Annotated in this window: 19 protein-coding genes; 5 read left to right on the forward strand and 14 right to left on the reverse strand. The window is 55.6% G+C overall.

Translation table 11 applies throughout. The annotated features are described in order from the left end of the window. Positions 1-18: 18 nt before the first annotated feature. Both alr and dnaB read right to left on the reverse strand, forming a co-directional pair. On the reverse strand, positions 19-1,098 hold the full coding sequence (gene alr, locus ACWKXT_RS19545) for an alanine racemase (protein WP_454533157.1): 1,080 nt from the start codon (positions 1,096-1,098) through the stop codon (positions 19-21). A 16-nt stretch (positions 1,099-1,114) separates the two neighbouring features. Then, the gene (gene dnaB, locus ACWKXT_RS19550; RefSeq protein WP_008503375.1) at positions 1,115-2,527 is read right to left on the reverse strand and encodes a replicative DNA helicase; all 1,413 of its coding nucleotides are present in this window, start codon (positions 2,525-2,527) and stop codon (positions 1,115-1,117) included. A gap of 66 nt (positions 2,528-2,593) precedes the next feature. Between dnaB and ACWKXT_RS19555 the strand changes: the two genes are divergently transcribed. Continuing rightward, positions 2,594-3,577 (forward strand): NADPH:quinone reductase, encoded by a 984-nt coding sequence (locus tag ACWKXT_RS19555; protein ID WP_454533158.1) that lies wholly within the window; start codon positions 2,594-2,596, stop codon positions 3,575-3,577. Positions 3,578-3,761: 184 nt separating this feature from the next. Here ACWKXT_RS19555 and pspG read toward each other — a convergent pair whose 3' ends face one another. After that, positions 3,762-4,004, reverse strand: coding sequence for an envelope stress response protein PspG (pspG, locus tag ACWKXT_RS19560; RefSeq protein ID WP_454529228.1), 243 nt, complete (start codon positions 4,002-4,004; stop codon positions 3,762-3,764). 136 nt (positions 4,005-4,140) lie between these two features. Next, the gene (dusA, locus tag ACWKXT_RS19565; protein WP_454529229.1) at positions 4,141-5,136 is read right to left on the reverse strand and encodes a tRNA dihydrouridine(20/20a) synthase DusA; all 996 of its coding nucleotides are present in this window, start codon (positions 5,134-5,136) and stop codon (positions 4,141-4,143) included. 147 nt (positions 5,137-5,283) lie between these two features. On the opposite strand from dusA, the gene ACWKXT_RS19570 reads away from it, so the two are divergent. Both ACWKXT_RS19570 and ACWKXT_RS19575 read left to right on the forward strand, forming a co-directional pair. After that, a complete protein-coding gene (locus ACWKXT_RS19570) occupies positions 5,284-5,547 on the forward strand; it encodes a type II toxin-antitoxin system HicA family toxin (protein WP_072163882.1) in 264 nt (87 codons plus the stop codon). Then, positions 5,544-5,879 carry a type II toxin-antitoxin system HicB family antitoxin gene (locus ACWKXT_RS19575; RefSeq protein WP_201268153.1) on the forward strand — a complete coding sequence of 112 codons (336 nt, stop codon included), beginning with the start codon at positions 5,544-5,546 and terminating at the stop codon, positions 5,877-5,879. The genes ACWKXT_RS19570 and ACWKXT_RS19575 overlap by 4 nt, the downstream gene beginning before the upstream one ends. A gap of 34 nt (positions 5,880-5,913) precedes the next feature. Here the strand turns inward: ACWKXT_RS19575 and traF are convergent, their stop codons facing one another. Both traF and ACWKXT_RS19585 read right to left on the reverse strand, forming a co-directional pair. Continuing rightward, positions 5,914-7,173 (reverse strand): conjugal transfer protein TraF, encoded by a 1,260-nt coding sequence (traF, locus tag ACWKXT_RS19580; protein ID WP_454533183.1) that lies wholly within the window; start codon positions 7,171-7,173, stop codon positions 5,914-5,916. A 225-nt stretch (positions 7,174-7,398) separates the two neighbouring features. Further along, a complete protein-coding gene (locus ACWKXT_RS19585) occupies positions 7,399-7,887 on the reverse strand; it encodes a cupin domain-containing protein (RefSeq protein ID WP_454533159.1) in 489 nt (162 codons plus the stop codon). Between the two features lie 115 nt (positions 7,888-8,002). Between ACWKXT_RS19585 and zur the strand changes: the two genes are divergently transcribed. Beyond that, positions 8,003-8,515, forward strand: a complete 513-nt coding sequence (gene zur / locus ACWKXT_RS19590) for a zinc uptake transcriptional repressor Zur (protein WP_025757832.1) — start codon at positions 8,003-8,005, stop codon at positions 8,513-8,515. Positions 8,516-8,563: 48 nt separating this feature from the next. Here zur and ACWKXT_RS19595 read toward each other — a convergent pair whose 3' ends face one another. The 4 genes from ACWKXT_RS19595 to ACWKXT_RS19610 form a co-directional block, all read right to left on the reverse strand. After that, positions 8,564-8,773 (reverse strand): CsbD family protein, encoded by a 210-nt coding sequence (locus ACWKXT_RS19595; protein ID WP_014882139.1) that lies wholly within the window; start codon positions 8,771-8,773, stop codon positions 8,564-8,566. A 120-nt stretch (positions 8,774-8,893) separates the two neighbouring features. After that, positions 8,894-10,231: an MATE family efflux transporter DinF gene (gene dinF, locus ACWKXT_RS19600; protein WP_454533160.1), complete on the reverse strand. Its 1,338-nt coding sequence runs from the start codon at positions 10,229-10,231 to the stop codon at positions 8,894-8,896. A 63-nt stretch (positions 10,232-10,294) separates the two neighbouring features. After that, positions 10,295-10,903 (reverse strand): transcriptional repressor LexA, encoded by a 609-nt coding sequence (gene lexA, locus ACWKXT_RS19605; protein ID WP_008503366.1) that lies wholly within the window; start codon positions 10,901-10,903, stop codon positions 10,295-10,297. Between the two features lie 108 nt (positions 10,904-11,011). After that, the gene (locus ACWKXT_RS19610; protein WP_014830281.1) at positions 11,012-11,380 is read right to left on the reverse strand and encodes a diacylglycerol kinase; all 369 of its coding nucleotides are present in this window, start codon (positions 11,378-11,380) and stop codon (positions 11,012-11,014) included. 154 nt (positions 11,381-11,534) lie between these two features. Between ACWKXT_RS19610 and plsB the strand changes: the two genes are divergently transcribed. Further along, positions 11,535-13,955 carry a glycerol-3-phosphate 1-O-acyltransferase PlsB gene (gene plsB, locus ACWKXT_RS19615; RefSeq protein WP_454529231.1) on the forward strand — a complete coding sequence of 807 codons (2,421 nt, stop codon included), beginning with the start codon at positions 11,535-11,537 and terminating at the stop codon, positions 13,953-13,955. A 117-nt stretch (positions 13,956-14,072) separates the two neighbouring features. On the opposite strand, the gene gntU is transcribed toward plsB, so the two are convergent. The 4 genes from gntU to ACWKXT_RS19635 form a co-directional block, all read right to left on the reverse strand. Next, entirely contained in the window at positions 14,073-15,413 is a 1,341-nt protein-coding gene (gene gntU, locus ACWKXT_RS19620) for a gluconate transporter (protein ID WP_014833577.1), read from the reverse strand. 3 nt (positions 15,414-15,416) lie between these two features. Beyond that, positions 15,417-15,944 carry a gluconokinase gene (gntK, locus tag ACWKXT_RS19625; RefSeq protein WP_014882134.1) on the reverse strand — a complete coding sequence of 176 codons (528 nt, stop codon included), beginning with the start codon at positions 15,942-15,944 and terminating at the stop codon, positions 15,417-15,419. Positions 15,945-16,070: 126 nt separating this feature from the next. Further along, positions 16,071-17,066 carry a gluconate operon transcriptional repressor GntR gene (gene gntR, locus ACWKXT_RS19630; protein ID WP_014882133.1) on the reverse strand — a complete coding sequence of 332 codons (996 nt, stop codon included), beginning with the start codon at positions 17,064-17,066 and terminating at the stop codon, positions 16,071-16,073. 91 nt (positions 17,067-17,157) lie between these two features. After that, complete coding sequence (locus ACWKXT_RS19635) at positions 17,158-17,853, reverse strand: pirin family protein (protein WP_000639796.1); 696 nt, start codon at positions 17,851-17,853, stop codon at positions 17,158-17,160. Positions 17,854-17,862 lie beyond the last annotated feature (9 nt).

The raw sequence follows: 17,862 nt of genomic DNA on the forward strand, positions 1-17,862 counted from the left end.
AACCACCCTTTTGCAGGGTCAATCCACGTACTTCATCGCCACTCGCGAGGTCAGACGCGTGATAAGTTCGTAAGCACTTACTTTCGTAATTTCGGCAATGCGCTCAACGGGCAGACCTTCGCCCCACATCAATACATCGTCGCCCGCTTTATCCTGCGCGTCGGGCCCCAGATCAACGCAAATCATGTCCATCGCCACGCGGCCGACAATCTTCACTTCACGACCATTGACCAGCACTGGCGTACCCGTTGGTGCCGCGCGCGGGTAGCCGTCGCCGTAGCCCATCGCCACCACGCCAAGACGCGTGTCGCGCTCGCTGGTCCATGTGCCGCCATAGCCCACCGGCTCTCCCGCTTTGTGCTCACGCACGGCAATCAGCTTTGACACCAGCGACATAACCGGCTTAAAGCCAAAGTCCGGCCCCCAGGGTTTGTTCTCCAGCGGGGAAACACCATAAAGGATGATGCCCGGACGCGCCCAGTCAAAGTGCGACTGAGGCCACAGCAGGATCCCGCCGGAGGCCGCAATCGAGCGCATCCCCGGCTTGCCTTCGCAGAAGGTATTAAAGATATCCAGCTGCCGCTCGGTCGCACCGCATTCGGGTTCATCAGCACGGGCAAAATGGCTGACAATATTCACCGGCTGGCGCACGTTTTTGCACTGGCACAGGCGCTGATAAAACGCTTCCGCGCTTTCCGGGCGCACGCCCAGACGGTGCATGCCCGTATCAAGCTTCATCCAGACGGTTACCGGCTCGCTCAGCTCGGCGGTTTCCAGCGCGGCCAGCTGTTCTTCATTATGTATTGCCGTGTGCAGATGCTGATCGGCGATGGTCGGCAGATCGCTGGCTTCGAAAAAGCCTTCGAGGAGCAGAATCGGTTGAGTAATACCGCCTGCGCGCAGGCGGAGGGCTTCTTCAAGACGGGCGACGCCAAAGGCGTCGGCATCGGGGAGCGTTCGCGCGGTCTCAAGAAGACCGTGTCCGTAAGCGTTCGCTTTCACGACTGCAACGAGCTTGCTGGCAGGCGCCAGTTCACGCAGACGTTGCAGGTTGTGTCGCAGAGCGCGGCGGTTAATCACAACAGTTGCCGCTTGCATTTGAATTCCTTAGAAATTACTCATCATCATATTGAGGTCCGGCATAGTTGTCGAAACGCGACCACTGGCCGTTAAAGGTCAGACGCACCGTACCGATTGGGCCGTTACGCTGCTTACCAATAATAATTTCTGCGATCCCTTTCAGGTCGCTGTTCTCGTGATAAACCTCATCACGGTAGATGAACATGATTAAGTCGGCATCCTGCTCGATGGAGCCGGATTCACGCAGGTCGGAGTTGACCGGGCGCTTGTCGGCGCGTTGTTCCAGGGAGCGGTTAAGCTGCGACAGCGCCACTACCGGCACGTGCAGCTCTTTGGCTAACGCCTTGAGCGAGCGGGAAATCTCTGCAATTTCCAGCGTACGGTTGTCGGAGAGCGACGGCACGCGCATCAGCTGAAGGTAGTCGATCATGATAAGGCCGATGCCGCCATGCTCACGGGCAATACGGCGCGCGCGGGAGCGCACTTCCGTCGGCGTCAGGCCAGAGGAGTCATCGATGTAGATGTTCCGTTTTTCCAGCAGAATGCCCATGGTACCGGAAATGCGCGCCCAGTCCTCATCGTCCAGCTGACCGGTACGGATACGGGTCTGATCCACGCGCGACAGCGACGCCAGAGAACGCATCATAATCTGCTCGGAGGGCATTTCCAGACTGAAGATAAGTACGGGCTTATCCTGCAACATTGCCGCGTTTTCAACGAGGTTCATCGCAAATGTCGTTTTACCCATCGACGGACGCGCGGCGACGATAATCAAATCCGACGGCTGCAGACCGGCGGTTTTCTTGTTCAGATCGTCATAACCGGTGTTCACCCCGGTCACGCCGTCGTGCGGCTGCTGGAACAGCTGCTCGATACGCGCCACGGTGGCGTCGAGCACGTCGGCGATATTTTTCGGGCCTTCGTCTTTATTGGCGCGGCTTTCGGCAATTTTGAAAACGCGGGACTCGGCAAGGTCGAGCAGGTCTTCACTGGTGCGGCCCTGCGGATCAAAACCGGCTTCGGCAATCTCGTTGGCCACCGAGATCATCTCACGAACGACGGCACGTTCACGCACGATATCCGCGTAAGCGCTGATGTTCGCCGCACTTGGCGTATTTTTTGATAATTCTGCCAGGTAGGCAAAGCCGCCGACGCTGTCCAGCTGGCCCTGACGCTCCAGTGACTCCGCGAGCGTAATCAGGTCAATCGGGCTGCCCGATTCCTGCAGACGTGCCATTTCGGTAAAGATATGGCGGTGCGGTCGGGTATAGAAATCTTCAGACACCACGCGCTCGGCCACGTCATCCCAGCGTTCGTTATCCAGCATTAAACCGCCCAACACCGACTGTTCCGCTTCAATCGAGTGCGGCGGGACTTTTAACCCTGCGACCTGGAAATCACGCTCGCGAGGTTCAGTCTGTTTGTTGAAGGGTTTGTTTCCTGCCATAGTGAATGGAGTTACCGAGATAAAGAGTGGGTCGAAAGATTACCATATTTTTCTGACGGAGGGAGCATGGCAACGCGCATTGAGTTCCAGAAACACGGCGGTCCGGACGTGCTGAAAGCGGTGGAGTTTATCCCCGCAGCGCCTGGCGAGAATGAAATCCAGGTTGAAAACAAAGCGATTGGCATTAACTACATCGATACCTACATCCGCGGCGGTCTCTACCCGCCGCCGTCAATGCCGAGCGGCCTGGGCATCGAGGCGGCGGGTATCGTCAGCAAAGTGGGCAGCGCGGTTAAGCATATTAAAGAAGGCGATCGCGTGGTGTACGCGCAGTCTGCACTGGGCGCTTACAGCTCCATTCATAATGTACCGGCCGAGAAAGCGGCGCTTCTGCCGAATGCGATCACCTTCGAGCAGGCGGCCGCCTCGTTCCTGAAAGGTCTGACGGTCTATTACCTGCTGCGCAAAACCTACGAGATTAAGCCCGATGAGCAGTTCCTGTTCCATGCCGCTGCGGGCGGCGTGGGGCTGATTGCCTGCCAGTGGGCGAAAGCGCTGGGCGCGAAGCTTATCGGTACTGTGGGCAGCGCGCAAAAAGCGCAGCGCGCGCTGGATGCGGGCGCATGGCAGGTGATCAACTACCGGGAAGAGAGCATCGTTGAACGGCTGAAGGAGATCACCAGCGGCAAAAAAGTGCGCGTGGTGTATGACTCGGTAGGGAAAGACACCTGGGAAGCGTCGCTGGACTGCCTGCAGCGTCGTGGCCTGATGGTAAGCTTCGGTAACGCCTCAGGCGCGGTAACCGGCGTAAACCTGGGCATTCTGAACCAGAAAGGGTCGCTGTACGTTACTCGCCCTTCCCTGCAGGGTTACATCACTAACCGGGAAGAACTGGAGGAAGCCAGCAACGAGCTGTTCTCGCTGATCGCCAGCGGCGTGATCAAAGTGGACGTGGCAGATGCGCAGAAATTCGCGCTGACCGATGCACAGCGCGCGCATGAGGTGCTGGAGAGCCGGGCGACGCAGGGGTCAAGCCTGTTGATTCCCTGATCCTAAAAAAGAAATTGGGCTTCCCGTGGGAAGCCCTTTCTTTTTTTAGTTCGGCTGTATGTAGGGTACAGCTCGATGAATTCTGTAGCGGCAGTCATAGTGACAGATTCGATAAGTAAATCCTATTCCGTTCTAAGCCATGCTGCCGGAAAAGTTACAAGTATGTGACGAACCCCTCAATACCTTAGTAACGGAAGCGGTTATTGCGCTGATAAGTCGGCAGTTTTGGCGCTTTGATCGCCCGTATTACCCACACCACCGCGATAGCCAGCAGCAGCCAGGGCAAGAGCTTGATCGTCAGGGCAAACAGCCCACCTATAAACATGACTACCGTTGCCACAACGATCGCGGCGAAAATGCCGAGCATCGACACGCCCGTCACCATCAGCATGACAAAAAAACCAATAACAAAAAGTAGTTCCAGCATGGTGCTCTCCCACGAGTTCCCGAATGATGCTGCAACCATTACAAGAATCATGCCAAAGCTAACGCATTGTTCTTAAAGCAAAACGCCCCGCGAGAAATCGCAGGGCGTGGTGAATTTGACGAGTTTTTAGCGAAAATTATCGCTTGTCGGCCACCAGACGCAGCGCGTGCTCCAGCACCTCAATGTCCGCACCGGCTTTATGCGCGTTCTCACTGAGGTAACGACGCCACTGGCGCGCGCCCGGAATCCCCTGGAACAGGCCAAGCATATGGCGGGTAATGTGCCCAAGATACGTGCCGCTGCTCAGCTCGCGCTCAATGTAAGGGTACATGGCACGCACGACCGCAACCGGATCGGTATCTGCGCCTTGAACGCCAAAGATCTCACGGTCCACCGTCGCCAGAATGCCCGGATTTTGATACGCCTCGCGCCCGACCATCACCCCATCCATATGTTCAAGGTGCGCTTTCGCCTCTTCCAGCGACTTAATACCGCCGTTGATCGACATCGTCAGGTGCGGGAAGTCACGCTTCAGTTGATACACGCGCGGGTAGTCCAGCGGCGGGATCTCACGGTTCTCTTTCGGGCTCAGGCCCGAGAGCCAGGCTTTACGGGCATGGATGGTAAACATCTCACACTCGCCTTTCCCTGAAACCGTGTTGATGAAATCGCACAGGAATTCGTAGCTGTCCTGGTCGTCAATGCCGATACGGGTTTTGACCGTCACCGGAATGGAGACCACATCGCGCATCGCTTTGATGCAGTCCGCCACCAGTTGGGCGTTACCCATCAGACAGGCGCCGAACATGCCGTTTTGCACGCGGTCGGAAGGGCAGCCGACGTTGAGGTTGATCTCATCGTAGCCGCGTTCTTCCGCCAGCTTCGCACACTGAGCCAGTGCGGACGGATCGCTGCCCCCCAGCTGCAGCGCAACCGGATGCTCTTCTTCACTGTATGCCAGGTAGTCGCCCTTCCCGTGAATAATTGCGCCCGTGGTCACCATTTCGGTATACAGCAGCGTATGGCGGGAGAGCTGACGCAGGAAGTAGCGGCAGTGTCTGTCCGTCCAGTCGAGCATTGGCGCAATGGAAAAACGGTGTGCAGGAAAAGCGGTCTGGTGTTCTGACGACATGGCGAAGTTTTAAGCATCTGGTGGAAAAGGGGCGCTACTATAGCACAGGCTCAAAAAGGATACGATCCGGCTTGATATGATATCAAAAAATGATATCATTCATTTCAACTTTGGCGGGGAAGAAAAATAAAATGGAATCTATCAATTATGAAAACATTGAACGCCCGCCACCAAAAAACATTGCAGTTGATTTTCTCTGTACCAACGCCCAGCTCTCTGGAATGGCGCAGGATTGAAGCACTTTTTATCGCATTGGGTGCGAAAGCCTCAGAAGGCAACGGCTCAAGGGTAAGATTCGAAATCAATGGAGTTGTGGCTTCGTTTCATCGTCCTCATCCGGATAAAGAAGCGAAGGTTTATCAGGTTCGCGACGCAATGGCTTTTCTCATCGCAACAGGGGTATCTCCATGATTAACACTATGACTTATAAAGGCTATGCCGCAAAAATAGATTACAGCGACGAAGATCTGTGCTTCGTTGGGCATGTTGCTGGTATAAGAGATGTTATTGGTTTTCATGCTGATAACGTCGCCGCCCTGCGTAAAGCGTTTGAAGAAGCGGTTGATGATTATCTGGCTTATTGTGCTGAGCAGGGCCGAGAGCCTCTGCGTCCCGCAAGCGGAAAAATCAGTTTGCGTATCTCGCCAGAAGTCCATTCAGCGATCAACATTGCTGCTGAAGTTTCAGGTAAAAGCGTGAACCAATGGATCAACGATACACTGGCTAAAGCAGCACACGGATAAGTGTAAAGGGCACCAGCCAGGGTGCCCTTTGTGTTTAGAACGTCATGCTCAGCTGAGCCCCTGCGCCCCAGGTTTCGTCTTCACCGTACAGGCCCATCAGGTCAACATGCACGGTATTGAACGGCGCGAAACCGACACCGCCGGTAAAGACGTTGCTGTCGTTCCCTTTCATATCCGCACGATAACCGGCACGCACCGCCAGCCAGCTCAGCGGAGTCACTTCAGCACCGACCCCAACATACTGCGACGTATCTTCGCTCTTGAAGCCTTTGGTTTCGGTCAGATCGCCATCGGCGGTCAGCGTCACCAGATCGTTATGCCAGGCAGCGCCCGCGGTCACCAGCGGACGGATCTGGTAGGTATCTTTATAGCTCACCACTTCTCCCGTACGCCCGTTGCGAATGCGGATATCTTTAGTGTCGATATCGCGCGACATCAGGTTTTGCCCGCTCACGCCGACCGTCCAGTGTTCGCCAAAGTCAGCGGCAATACCGGCATCAACGTTAAAACCGGTGTCGTCGGTACGGTAGCGGCTGTCGTTCCACTTATTACTGTCGTAATCGTAGATTGAGGTGGTGTAGTTGTAGACCCAGGTTTTCTGCAGTTTTGGCGTCACGCCCACGGAAACCGGAACGCCGCCAAGGTCAAACTGACGTGCAACGGCAACACCGTAGTCGGAGACAATCGCCGCCCGACCGGACGCCGTTGAGTTGAGGTTTTTTGTAATCTGGTCCGTGCCGTTCAGCGCCGCATCGAGGGCAACACCGGCAGCCACCACATTGCTTCTTTGAATACCGCGCAGATAATCAATATCTTGCTGATCGATAGACGAGCTCACCCGGCCATGGGCGTACCCTTTCGCCATAAAGGCCACGGAAAGCACATCGTTAGGGATACTCACGGCAAGGCCTGCTCCTGCCGTCGCGCGTGCGGTTTTGCCCTTGAGATAGTCCAGCTCATCGGCCAGATCTTTGGCCGCGCCCTGGAACTGGTTGATGGAGCCTAACGGATTGGTAATGACCTGACCAGGTGTAAGGTTATCAACCACATCCTTATAGTGATTGATTTTGTCGTTGATGGTATCAATCTCATCCTGAAGATTGTCCTCATCCGTCACCTGTACGCCAACGGACGGCAAAATGACCGTCACATCATCGTCCGGTTTTGCCTTTGTCAGCAGCGCGGGGTTAATTAACGCCCCGCTACCATAACTGCCCGAAGCAACGCCGGTTCCCCCCATCGCGTCGCTGCGTGATTCTGTCCAGGTATTGGCTGCTCCCGCCTGATTTGCCATAAACAAGGAGACAGCGATGCTCACCACCGAAAATTTAAAATGTTTTTTCACAGTATGCCCGTCTTATAGTCTGTTATGAAATAACCCCTGTCTGTTATCCCCCAAACAGGCGCGAACTATTGCTGTGAATAAAGATAAAAAGACCCGCTAATTCATTCCCTAAGTAAAACTTCCTTACGGCCTGTTGTAATTTGTGACGGCCCTCAATATTTATAGAAGAGGAAATTATTTTTTCCCAGGTTTTCCATTATGCGGCCCGAAAAACTGAGGAGGATGGTCCACCCAGCGGTCCTCTCGCGTGGCGGCATAGACCGGGTTGAGCGGATAGTAGATGCGGTTGTGCTTCTTGTTGGCTTCCCCCACAACCAGCAACCGCACCTCTTCTTCCGTGTTGTTGATAAAGGTATGACTCACGCCAGTTCCGGCGGGAAAGCCCACGCTGTCTCCTGGTTCTAATTTCCATAAATAGCCATTAATCCAGGCTTCAGGATAGCCTTCAAGAACATAGATAAACTCTTCTTCGTCGCTTTCCGCATGGGGGTAGGACGTGCGACGCCCTGGCGGTAAACGCTCATGGTGAATGCCGATGCGCCTGAGGCCGAGGCTGCGAGCCAGCGGCGATCCGATGGAAAAAAGCTCGTTACTGTCGGGGTAGGTGGCGTCATCGGGCCCTTCTACGTCGCGCCAGTGCTTAATACAGTCTGGTTTTTTCATGGTGATATTCCCGGTTTGCGATGCGTCAGGTATAGCACAGCCTGGCGGATATCGGTGTTTTTGCCAGAACATGGTAAAGTGAGGGTTTTACGTCCCAGAACATCCGAGGTGCTATATGGATAAGTCCACAAAAGAGCTGTTAGCGCAGGCCGAAAAGCTGTGCGCGCAACGCAATGTGCGCCTGACTCCGCAGCGCCTTGAAGTCCTGCGTCTGATGAGCCTGCAGCAGGGTGCCATCAGCGCATATGACCTGCTCGACCTGCTCCGCGAAAGCGAGCCGCAGGCTAAACCGCCGACGGTATATCGCGCGCTGGATTTCCTGCTGGAACAAGGGTTTGTGCATAAAGTCGAATCCACAAACAGCTATGTGCTGTGCCACCTTTTCGATCAGCCAACGCATACATCGGCCATGTTTATCTGCGATCGTTGCGGCGTGGTTAAAGAAGAGGGAGCGGAAGGCGTAGAGGATATTATGCATACGCTGGCGGCAAAAATGGGTTTTGCCCTGCGTCATAACGTGATTGAAGCACACGGGTTGTGTTCAGCATGCGTTGAGGTGGAAGCCTGTCGGCATCAGGATGCGTGTCAGCACGACCACTCAATTCTGGTGAAGAAAAAGCCGCGTTAAGGGCAAAAGAAAAGGCGGCTTTAAGCCGCCTGTGTGGGTGATTCAGCGTTACCAGCGGTAGTCGTTGCGGGTTTCCCAGTCTTTGACTTCGTTTTCCGCCTGATCTTTCGCGTAGCCGTAACGTTCCTGAATTTTACCGACAAGCTGATCGCGTTTACCTTCAATGACGGTCATATCGTCATCAGTCAGCTTACCCCACTGTTCTTTCGCTTTACCTTTGAACTGCTTCCAGTTGCCGCCGATTTCGTCTTTATTCATCATCGTGTCCTCTTAGTTAAGCGTCGGGTCGTAACGTCCGTTACGTTCTTTTCTGCTGGACGTAATAATTATTGTAGTTAAGGATTCGGCAGTTGATTTCATATTCGGAATCTTTAACCGTCACGATATATCGTAACGGGATGGAAGCCAGGTATTATTTTGCCAGTGACGATGCCAGATAAAGGCAAGCGACAGGCCGCGCAGGGAGAGGAATACCGCAAGCGCCAGCCACAAACCGTGATTACCCAGCCAGGGAAGCGTCAGCAGCGTCAGACCAAACCCCGCCGCCGCGATCGCCATACTGTTGCGCATTTCCGCGCCGCGCGTTGCACCGATAAACATGCCGTCCAGCAGATAACACCAGACGCCTACCACCGGCAAAATCACCTGCCAGACGATGTAGTGGCCCGCAAGTTCGCGTAAAGACGGGAGCGAAGTGAGTAATGCAATAATGTCGCGACCAAAGCAGGCGTAAATCAGTGCGAACGCCAGCGCGACCAGGCCCGACTGACGGCACGCCGCGCGCCATACCTCACGAAGCTGGCCGCTTTCACGCGCACCGTACGCCTGCCCTGAATGGGCCTCAACGGCATAGGCGAAGCCGTCCAGCGCGTAGGCGGTAAACGTCAGCAATGTCATCAGGACCGCATTCACCGCGACAATCTCTGGCCCAAGACGGGCGCCAAAAACCGTCAACGCGCCAAAACAGAGCTGTAGCAGAAGCGAGCGCAGCATGATGTCACGGTTGAGCGCCAGCAGTTTACGGATATTGCCGCGCCATGCGGTTTTCATCATGACAAGGGATATCCCGCGCAGAGCCAGCACGCGCCAGACCATCCACAGCCCAATGAATAAGGTTCCGTATTCGGCAATCGCCGTCGCCAGTGCCGCCCCGCGCACGTCCATACACAGGCCTATCACCAGCCAGAGATCGAGCGCAATGTTGAGAAGGTTTCCCACGACCAGCAAAATCACGGGCGCACGGGCGTACTGCACCCCCAGTAGCCACCCAAGCAGAACGAGATTAGCCAGCGAGGCAGGCGCACTGAGCCAACGGATTTCGAGGAAGCGTCGCGCCTGCTCCAGCACAGCCTCGCTGCCGCCAACAATATGGAGCGCAAGGTCTATCAGAGGCGTGCGCAGTAAAACAATCAGCGCCCCCGCGCCAAGCGCCAGAATCAACGGCTGCACCAGCGCGCGAGCCAGGCGTAACGGGTCTTTTGCACCATACGCCTGTGCCGTGAGCCCGGTGGTACTCATCCGCAAAAAGAGCAGCAGCATAAACAGGAAGCTGGTTGCGGTTGCACCAATCGCCACGCCGCCAAGATAAACAGGGGAATCGAGATGACCAATAACGGCCGTGTCGACCAGCCCCAGCAAGGGCACGGTGATATTGGAAAAAATCATCGGCAGGGCAAGACGCCACAATGCCTTATCAGATGCCGTCAGCAGTGACATGAGAAATACCGGGAAGGGTAAATGAAGCAGGCTACAGCTGAACTGTAGCCTGTCAGAAAGAGATTACAGCCATTCACCGTTACGAATCACGCCAACAGCCAGACCTTCAATAGAGAAGCTCTGTTCGCGGAGATCGACCACAATCGGAGTGAATTCGCTGTTTTCGGGCAGCAACTGAACAGTGTTACCCTGTTTTTTCAAACGCTTAACGGTGACTTCATCATCAATACGCGCGACCACCACCTGGCCGTTACGTACATCCTGCGTTTTGTGAACGGCCAGCAGATCGCCGTCCAGGATACCGATGTCTTTCATGGACATCCCGCTGACACGCAGCAGGAAATCAGCACTCGGTTTGAACATGCCAGGATCGACCTGGTAGTGACCTTCTATATGCTGTTGTGCCAGCAGCGGTTCACCTGCAGCAACACGGCCTATCAGCGGAATGCCCGTCTCTTCTTCCACCAGCAGGCGGATACCACGCGACGCGCCTGACACAATCTCAATCACACCCTTACGCGCCAGCGCTTTCAGGTGTTCCTCGGCAGCATTCGGAGAACGGAAGCCCAGACGCTGAGCGATTTCCGCACGCGTGGGTGGCATACCCGTCTGGCCGATATGATCCCGAATGAGATCAAACACCTCTTGCTGCCTGGTCGTTAATGCTTTCATTCCGCCCCCTGGGTGTATATACAGTTATGCTGTGAGTATATACAGTCAAAGGCGATTTTGGAACCAAAAACTGCACAAAAAACCAGGGACTTAATTATTCCTCGAGGCTCATCGGAAATGTGACCAAAGCAGCGTGACCCAGGTAATGGCTGCGGTGATAATCGCCAGCAGGACAGCGGCGGAGCCCATATCTTTCGCGCGGCCAGAGAGCTCGTGAAAATCAGAGCCGATCCGGTCGACCACGGCCTCAATAGCGCTATTGAGAATTTCCACTATCATCACCAGAAGTACGGAACCGATGAGAAGCACGCGGGTAATGGCATCTACATCAAGGAAACAGGCGATGATAACCGCGACGATAGCGGCGACCCCTTCCTGGCGAAAAGCAGCTTCATTAACCCAGGCGGCACGGAAACCTTTCCATGAATAGCCGGCAGCTTTGATGATACGCGTTAACCCAGTGGTATTATTGGCCATTAAAAGAACCTTTTTTGAAAAAGAGCGTCAGTAACAGAAGGCGTAGCGCGTTTCGCTGCCGCCTGAAGTATGACGGGTAACAACAGAAATTTTGCGCGCTTTCTGTTATCCTTGCGCCGCAATTGCATTATTAACCAGAGGCTTTACATCGTTTATGTCCGGCTGGCCACGAATTTACTACAAATTACTTAATTTACCATTAAGCATACTGGTAAAAAGCAAGTCTATCCCAGCAGAACCCGCGCTGGAACTGGGGCTCGATACGTCGCGCCCTATTATGTATGTTTTGCCTTATAACTCGAAGGCAGACCTGCTGACGCTTCGCGCCCAGTGTCTGGCGCATGATTTACCCGACCCGCTTGAACCGCTGGAAGTTGACGGTACTTTGCTGCCGCGCTACGTGTTCATTCACGGCGGGCCGCGCGTGTTTACCTATTACACGCCGAAAGAAGAGTCCATCAAGCTGTTCCACGACTATCTCGACCTGCACCGCAGCAATCCTGACCTGGATGTGCAGATGGTGCCGGTATCGGTAATGTTTGGCCGCCGTCCGGGCCGCGAAAAAGGCGAAGAGAACCCGCCGCTGCGCATGCTTAACGGCATCCAGAAGTTCTTCGCTGTCTCCTGGCTGGGACGCGACAGCTTTGTGCGTTTCTCCCCTTCCGTTTCGCTGCGCCGAATGGCGGACGAGCACGGCACCGATAAGATCATCGCGCAAAAACTGGCGCGCGTGGCGCGTATGCACTTCGCCCGTCAGCGTCTGGCGGCCGTAGGGCCGCGCCTCCCGGCGCGTCAGGACCTCTTCAACAAGCTGCTGGCCTCTAAAGCGATTGCCCGCGCCGTTGAAGACGAAGCGCGCAGCAAGAAAATTTCGCATGAGAAAGCCCAGCAGAACGCCATTGCGCTGATGGAAGAGATCGCAGCGAACTTCTCTTACGAGATGATTCGTCTTTCCGATCGTATTCTCGGCTTTACCTGGAACCGCCTGTATCAGGGTATCAACGTGCATAACGCTGAGCGTGTACGTCAGCTGGCGCACGATGGCCATGAGATTGTCTATGTGCCCTGCCACCGCAGCCACATGGACTACCTGCTTCTCTCCTACGTGCTTTATCACCAGGGGCTGGTACCGCCGCATATCGCTGCCGGTATTAACCTGAACTTCTGGCCAGCAGGTCCGATTTTCCGCCGTCTGGGTGCGTTCTTTATTCGCCGTACCTTTAAGGGCAACAAACTCTACTCCACGGTGTTCCGCGAGTATCTGGGTGAACTGTTCAGCCGCGGCTATTCCGTAGAGTACTTCGTGGAGGGCGGTCGTTCCCGTACCGGTCGTCTGCTCGATCCGAAGACCGGCACGCTGTCGATGACCATCCAGGCGATGCTGCGCGGCGGTACGCGCCCGATCACGCTTGTGCCGATCTATATAGGCTATGAGCACGTGATGGAAGTGGGCACCTACGCGAAAGAGTTGCGCGGCGCGACCAAAGAGAAAGAGAGCCTGCCGCAGATGCTGCGCGGCCTGAGCAAGCTACGTAACCTGGGCCAGGGCTACGTCAACTTTGGCGAGCCAATGCCGCTGATGACGTATCTGAACCATCACGTTCCGGAGTGGCGCGAATCCATCGACCCTATCGAAGCGGTTCGTCCGGCCTGGCTGACGCCAACGGTGAACGGCATCGCGTCCGAACTGATGGTGCGTATTAACAACGCCGGTGCGGCTAACGCCATGAACCTGTGCTGTACGGCGCTGCTGGCTTCCCGTCAGCGCTCCCTGACCCGTGAACAGCTCACGGAGCAGCTGGACTGCTACCTGGACATGATGCGCAATGTGCCGTACTCGGTTGATTCTACAGCGCCTTCTGCTACTGCCAGCGAGCTTATCGAACACGCGTTGCAGATGAACAAGTTTGAAGTCGAGAAGGACACGATCGGCGACATCATCATCCTGCCGCGCGAGCAGGCCGTGCTGATGACGTACTATCGCAACAACATCGCCCACATGCTGATGCTGCCGTCGCTTATGGCGGCCATTATCACCCAGCATCGCCGCATCTCACGTCTGGAGCTGTTGCGCCACGTTGAGACGCTCTACCCGATGCTGAAAGCGGAGCTGTTCCTGCGCTGGAGTAAGGATGAGCTGGCAGTCGAGCTGGATAAACTGACGGAAGAGCTGCGCCGTCAGGGGCTGATCACCGTTGCGAACGACGAGCTGCACATCAATCCGTCACGCTCCCGCACCCTGCAACTGCTGGCGGCCGGTGCGCGCGAAACGCTGCAGCGCTACGCCATTACGTTCTGGCTGCTGAGCGCGAACCCGTCGATCAACCGCGGCACGCTGGAGAAAGAGAGCCGGACGCTGGCACAGCGCCTGTCCGTTCTGCACGGCATTAACGCCCCTGAATTCTTCGACAAGGCGGTATTCAGCTCGCTGGTGCTGACGCTGCGTGACGAAGGCTTCATCAGCGATACGGGCGATGCCGAGCCGGAAGAGACGCTGAAGGTTTACCAGATGCTGGCTGAGCTGATCACGTCGGATGTGCGTTTGACGATTGAAAGCGCGACGCAGGGCGACTGATGTGAAAAAGCCGGGTGGTGATTTCACCTTGCCCGGCTGATGTTCTGCATAACAAAAAGGCCCGGTAAGCGCTAACGCTACCGGGCCTTATTTTTTTGTCTTGTTAAATCACCGCAATCAGCTTAGCAGCGTAAAGGCAATCATCCCGACAATCGCACCCGTCGTGCCCAGGATGGTTTCCATCAGCGTCCAGGTTTTCAGGGTTTGCGCTTCGGTCGCACCGGTAAACTTCCCGAACAGCCAGAAGCCAGCGTCGTTAACGTGCGAGACCACAATTGAGCCGCCCGCGATACAGATAGACAGCGCGGCCATCTGTGCACCAGAGTAGTTCAGCTGTTCAATTACCGGCATCACCAGACCCACGGCGGTTAAGCACGCCACGGTTGCGGAACCCTGGATGATACGCACCGCCGCAGCCAGCACGAAGCAGGTGACCGCAATCGGCAGACCCATCCCGGTCAGCGCTTCGCCCAGAGCCGGGCCCACGCCGGAATCCACCAGCACCTGCTTGAACACGCCGCCTGCGCCGATCACCAGCAGGATAATACCCGCTGGCTGCAGCGCCGCGCCGCAGATCTCCATCACGCGGTCTTTTGGCATGCCCTGACGCATCGCCAGGCCATAAATCGCCACCAGACACGCCACGAGGATCGCGGTGAACGGATGGCCGATAAATTCAAACCATTCGTACGCGGTAGAACCGACCGGCACAAAGCGCGCGGCGATGGTTTTCAGGCCAACCAGCACCAGCGGCAGCAGGATCAAAGAAAGGCTGAACCCGAAGGACGGCATTTTGCCTTCGCCAAGGTGCGGCTCAGTGATGTCGTCAGGAATGTGCAGTTCAACGTAACGGCTGATGAAGTTGCCCCACAGCGGACCGGCGATAATCATTCCCGGTATCGCGGCGCACAGGCCAATCAGGATCATCCAGCCAAAGTCGGCATGCATCTGGGAAGCCAGCAGCATCGGCGCGGGCCCGGGCAGCAGAAACGCTGCCGCCGCCGCCACGCCCGCAAACAGCGGAATCACCAGCTTCACGAGGTTAGTGCCAGTATGGCGCGCCATAGAGAACGCGACGCTGATCAGCAACACAACCGCCACTTCGAAGAACAGCGGCAGCGCGCAAATCAGACCAGCCAGACCGATCGCGTAGTGCGCGCGGCTGTGCCCGAAGGATTTGAGCATTTTGACGGCAATCTGGTCGACCGCGCCCGTCTCATGCAAAATCTTGCCAAACATCGCGCCAAGCGCGACCACAATCGCCAGGAAGCCCAGCGTGCCTCCCATCCCTTTTTCCATTGTCGCGGCGATCTTGTCGAGCGGCATGCCGGAAAAGAGACCTGCACCAATAGAAACCACCATCAAAGCAACGAAGGCGTGCATACGCGCCTTCATCACTAAAAACAGCAGCAGCAATACCGAACCCACTGCTGTCAACACTAGCGTTAATGTACTCAAAACTTACTGCCTTTTATTAATGACCTCGATGGTGCTGGCAACAACACCCTCCAGTGACTGATCGATATCAACCACTAAGACGTCTTTCTCATCTTCACCCGGCTCCTGCAGCGCGTCGAACTGCGTGACCAGCATCTGGGTTTTGAAGAAGTGACCTTTACGCGCCTTCAGACGGCTTTCAATCACTTCGAAATCGCCCTTCAGGTAGATGAAGGAGAGATTTGGGTTGCCGTCGCGCAGCAGGTCGCGGTAGGTTTTTTTCAGCGCGGAGCAAACAATCAGGGAAACTTTGTTGGTACGCTGCATCGCAAAGGCGGCATCGTTCAGCGCCTGCAACCACGGTTTGCGGTCGTCGTCGTTCAGCGGTTCGCCGGAGGCCATTTTCATGATGTTGCTGCGGGGATGGAGGAAGTCACCATCAAGAAACGCAGCCTGAAGTTGATGCGCCACTTCGCTCGCCACGGCAGATTTACCGCTACCGGACACGCCCATCAGGACGTAAACGTGGTGATCGTGATTAGTCGTGCTCAAAGGGTGTCCCTCAGTCAATTGTTACGGGTAACAGTTATCGGTAACATTGTCCTGCCGGGGCAAAAGAGAAGCAATATCCAAACGTGCGCGAAGTGAATAAGTGTGACCTACTTCAAACTTGTCAGCTCAAATAGATCCACCCGGTGACAAGGTGAAACCTAAATCTAACATTTTAGGGGTAACCGTTTCGCCACGAATACGCGCCAGCAGGCGTTCTGCGCCAATGCGGCCCATGCGTTCACGCGGTGTCAGAACGCTCGCCAGACGCGGCTCCATCACCTGGCCAATATCGTGGCCGTGGAAGCCGGCAATCGCCATATCCTCAGGGATCTTCAACCCCAGACGCTGGCATTCGAACGCTGCACCGACCGCAAGGTCATCGTTGGTACAGAAAATACCGTCCAGTTGCGGATACTCGCGTCGTGCCTGACGCATCAGCTCAATACCCGAGGTGTAAGATGAGGACTGCTCCACCATCACGCTGTACGGGGTTAAGTTCGCGTCGAGCATCGCCTGCTCGTATCCCTTCTGTTTGATGATAGTACGTTCATCAAGACGCGCACCCAGATAGGCAATATGACGATGACCGCGTGCAATGATGGCTGCCGTCATCTGCCGCGCCGCTTCGAAGTTATCAAACCCCACGGCGATGTCGAGGCACGGCGACTGGCTGTCCATCAGTTCCACCACCGGGATACCGGCCACCTCAATCATTTTGAGCGTACGGGCGGTGTGGGTACGTTCGGTTAAAATCAGGCCGTCGATGTTCCAGGAAAGCATCGATTCAAGACGTTCCTCTTCCAGTTCCGGCTTGTACCCATAGTGGGCGAGCATGGTCTGATAACCAAAAGCATCGGTGACGCTTTCAATACCGCGCAGAACTTCGGCAAAAACCTGGTTGGTCAGGGAAGGAAGCAGGACACCCACCGCACGGCTGGTCGCATTAGAGAGAATATCGGGCGCGCGGTTAGGGATATAACCCAGTTCATCAAGAGCTGCGGCAATCTTGCCACGCAACGCCACGGAAACCTGTTCCGGGTTACGTAAAAAGCGGCTGACCGTCATTTTGGTCACACCGACGCGATCGGCGACATCCTGAAGTACGGGGCGTTTCTTTTTCATCGTCCTGAGAAATCTTGAAGTGAGAGATTTGCTCAGTTTATCACGGACAAAGCTCAACCTTCCCCGTTTAAAGGGAAGGTTGAGAAATTATTTAGACCGGAGGCAGGTCAAACAGCAGAATTTCGCTTTCGCTGTCCGCATGCACGGAGAGCGCCTGCTCATCCCAGATTGCCAGGCCATCGGCGGTTGTCGCTTTGGTGCCGTTGATGGACACTTCACCTTTCACCACCTGGATCCAGACGCGGCGGTTGGCGGCAATCTGGTGTACAGACTGTTCATCTTTCGCCAGCGCCCAGCGGTACAACTCCATATCCTGATGCACTTTCAGGGAACCTTCACGCGCATCCGGTGACAGCACCAGCTGTTTGCCCTGTTTCGCGTCGAAGCGGCGCTGTTCGTAGCGTGGCGTGATGCCGGTCTCTTCTGGAATGATCCAGATTTGATACAGGTGCAGTTTTTCCGTTTTGCTCGGGTTGTACTCGGAGTGACGCACCCCGGTACCCGCGCTCATAATCTGGAACTCGCCCGCCGGAACCTGCTCTTTGTTGCCCATGCTGTCCTGGTGCTCAACCGCCCCTTCCAGAACATAGGTCAGGATTTCCATGTCTTTGTGCGGGTGGGTACCGAAGCCCTGGCCTGCATCAATCACGTCGTCGTTAATCACGCGCAGTGCAGAAAAGCCCATGAAGTTCGGGTCGTAGTAGTCGGCAAACGAGAATGAATGCCATGAGTCCAGCCAGCCATGATTCGCGTGACCACGTTCGTTTGCTTTGCGTAAGTAGATCATTGTTTTCAC

The sequence above is a fragment of the Enterobacter sp. UPMP701 genome (assembly GCF_053709515.1).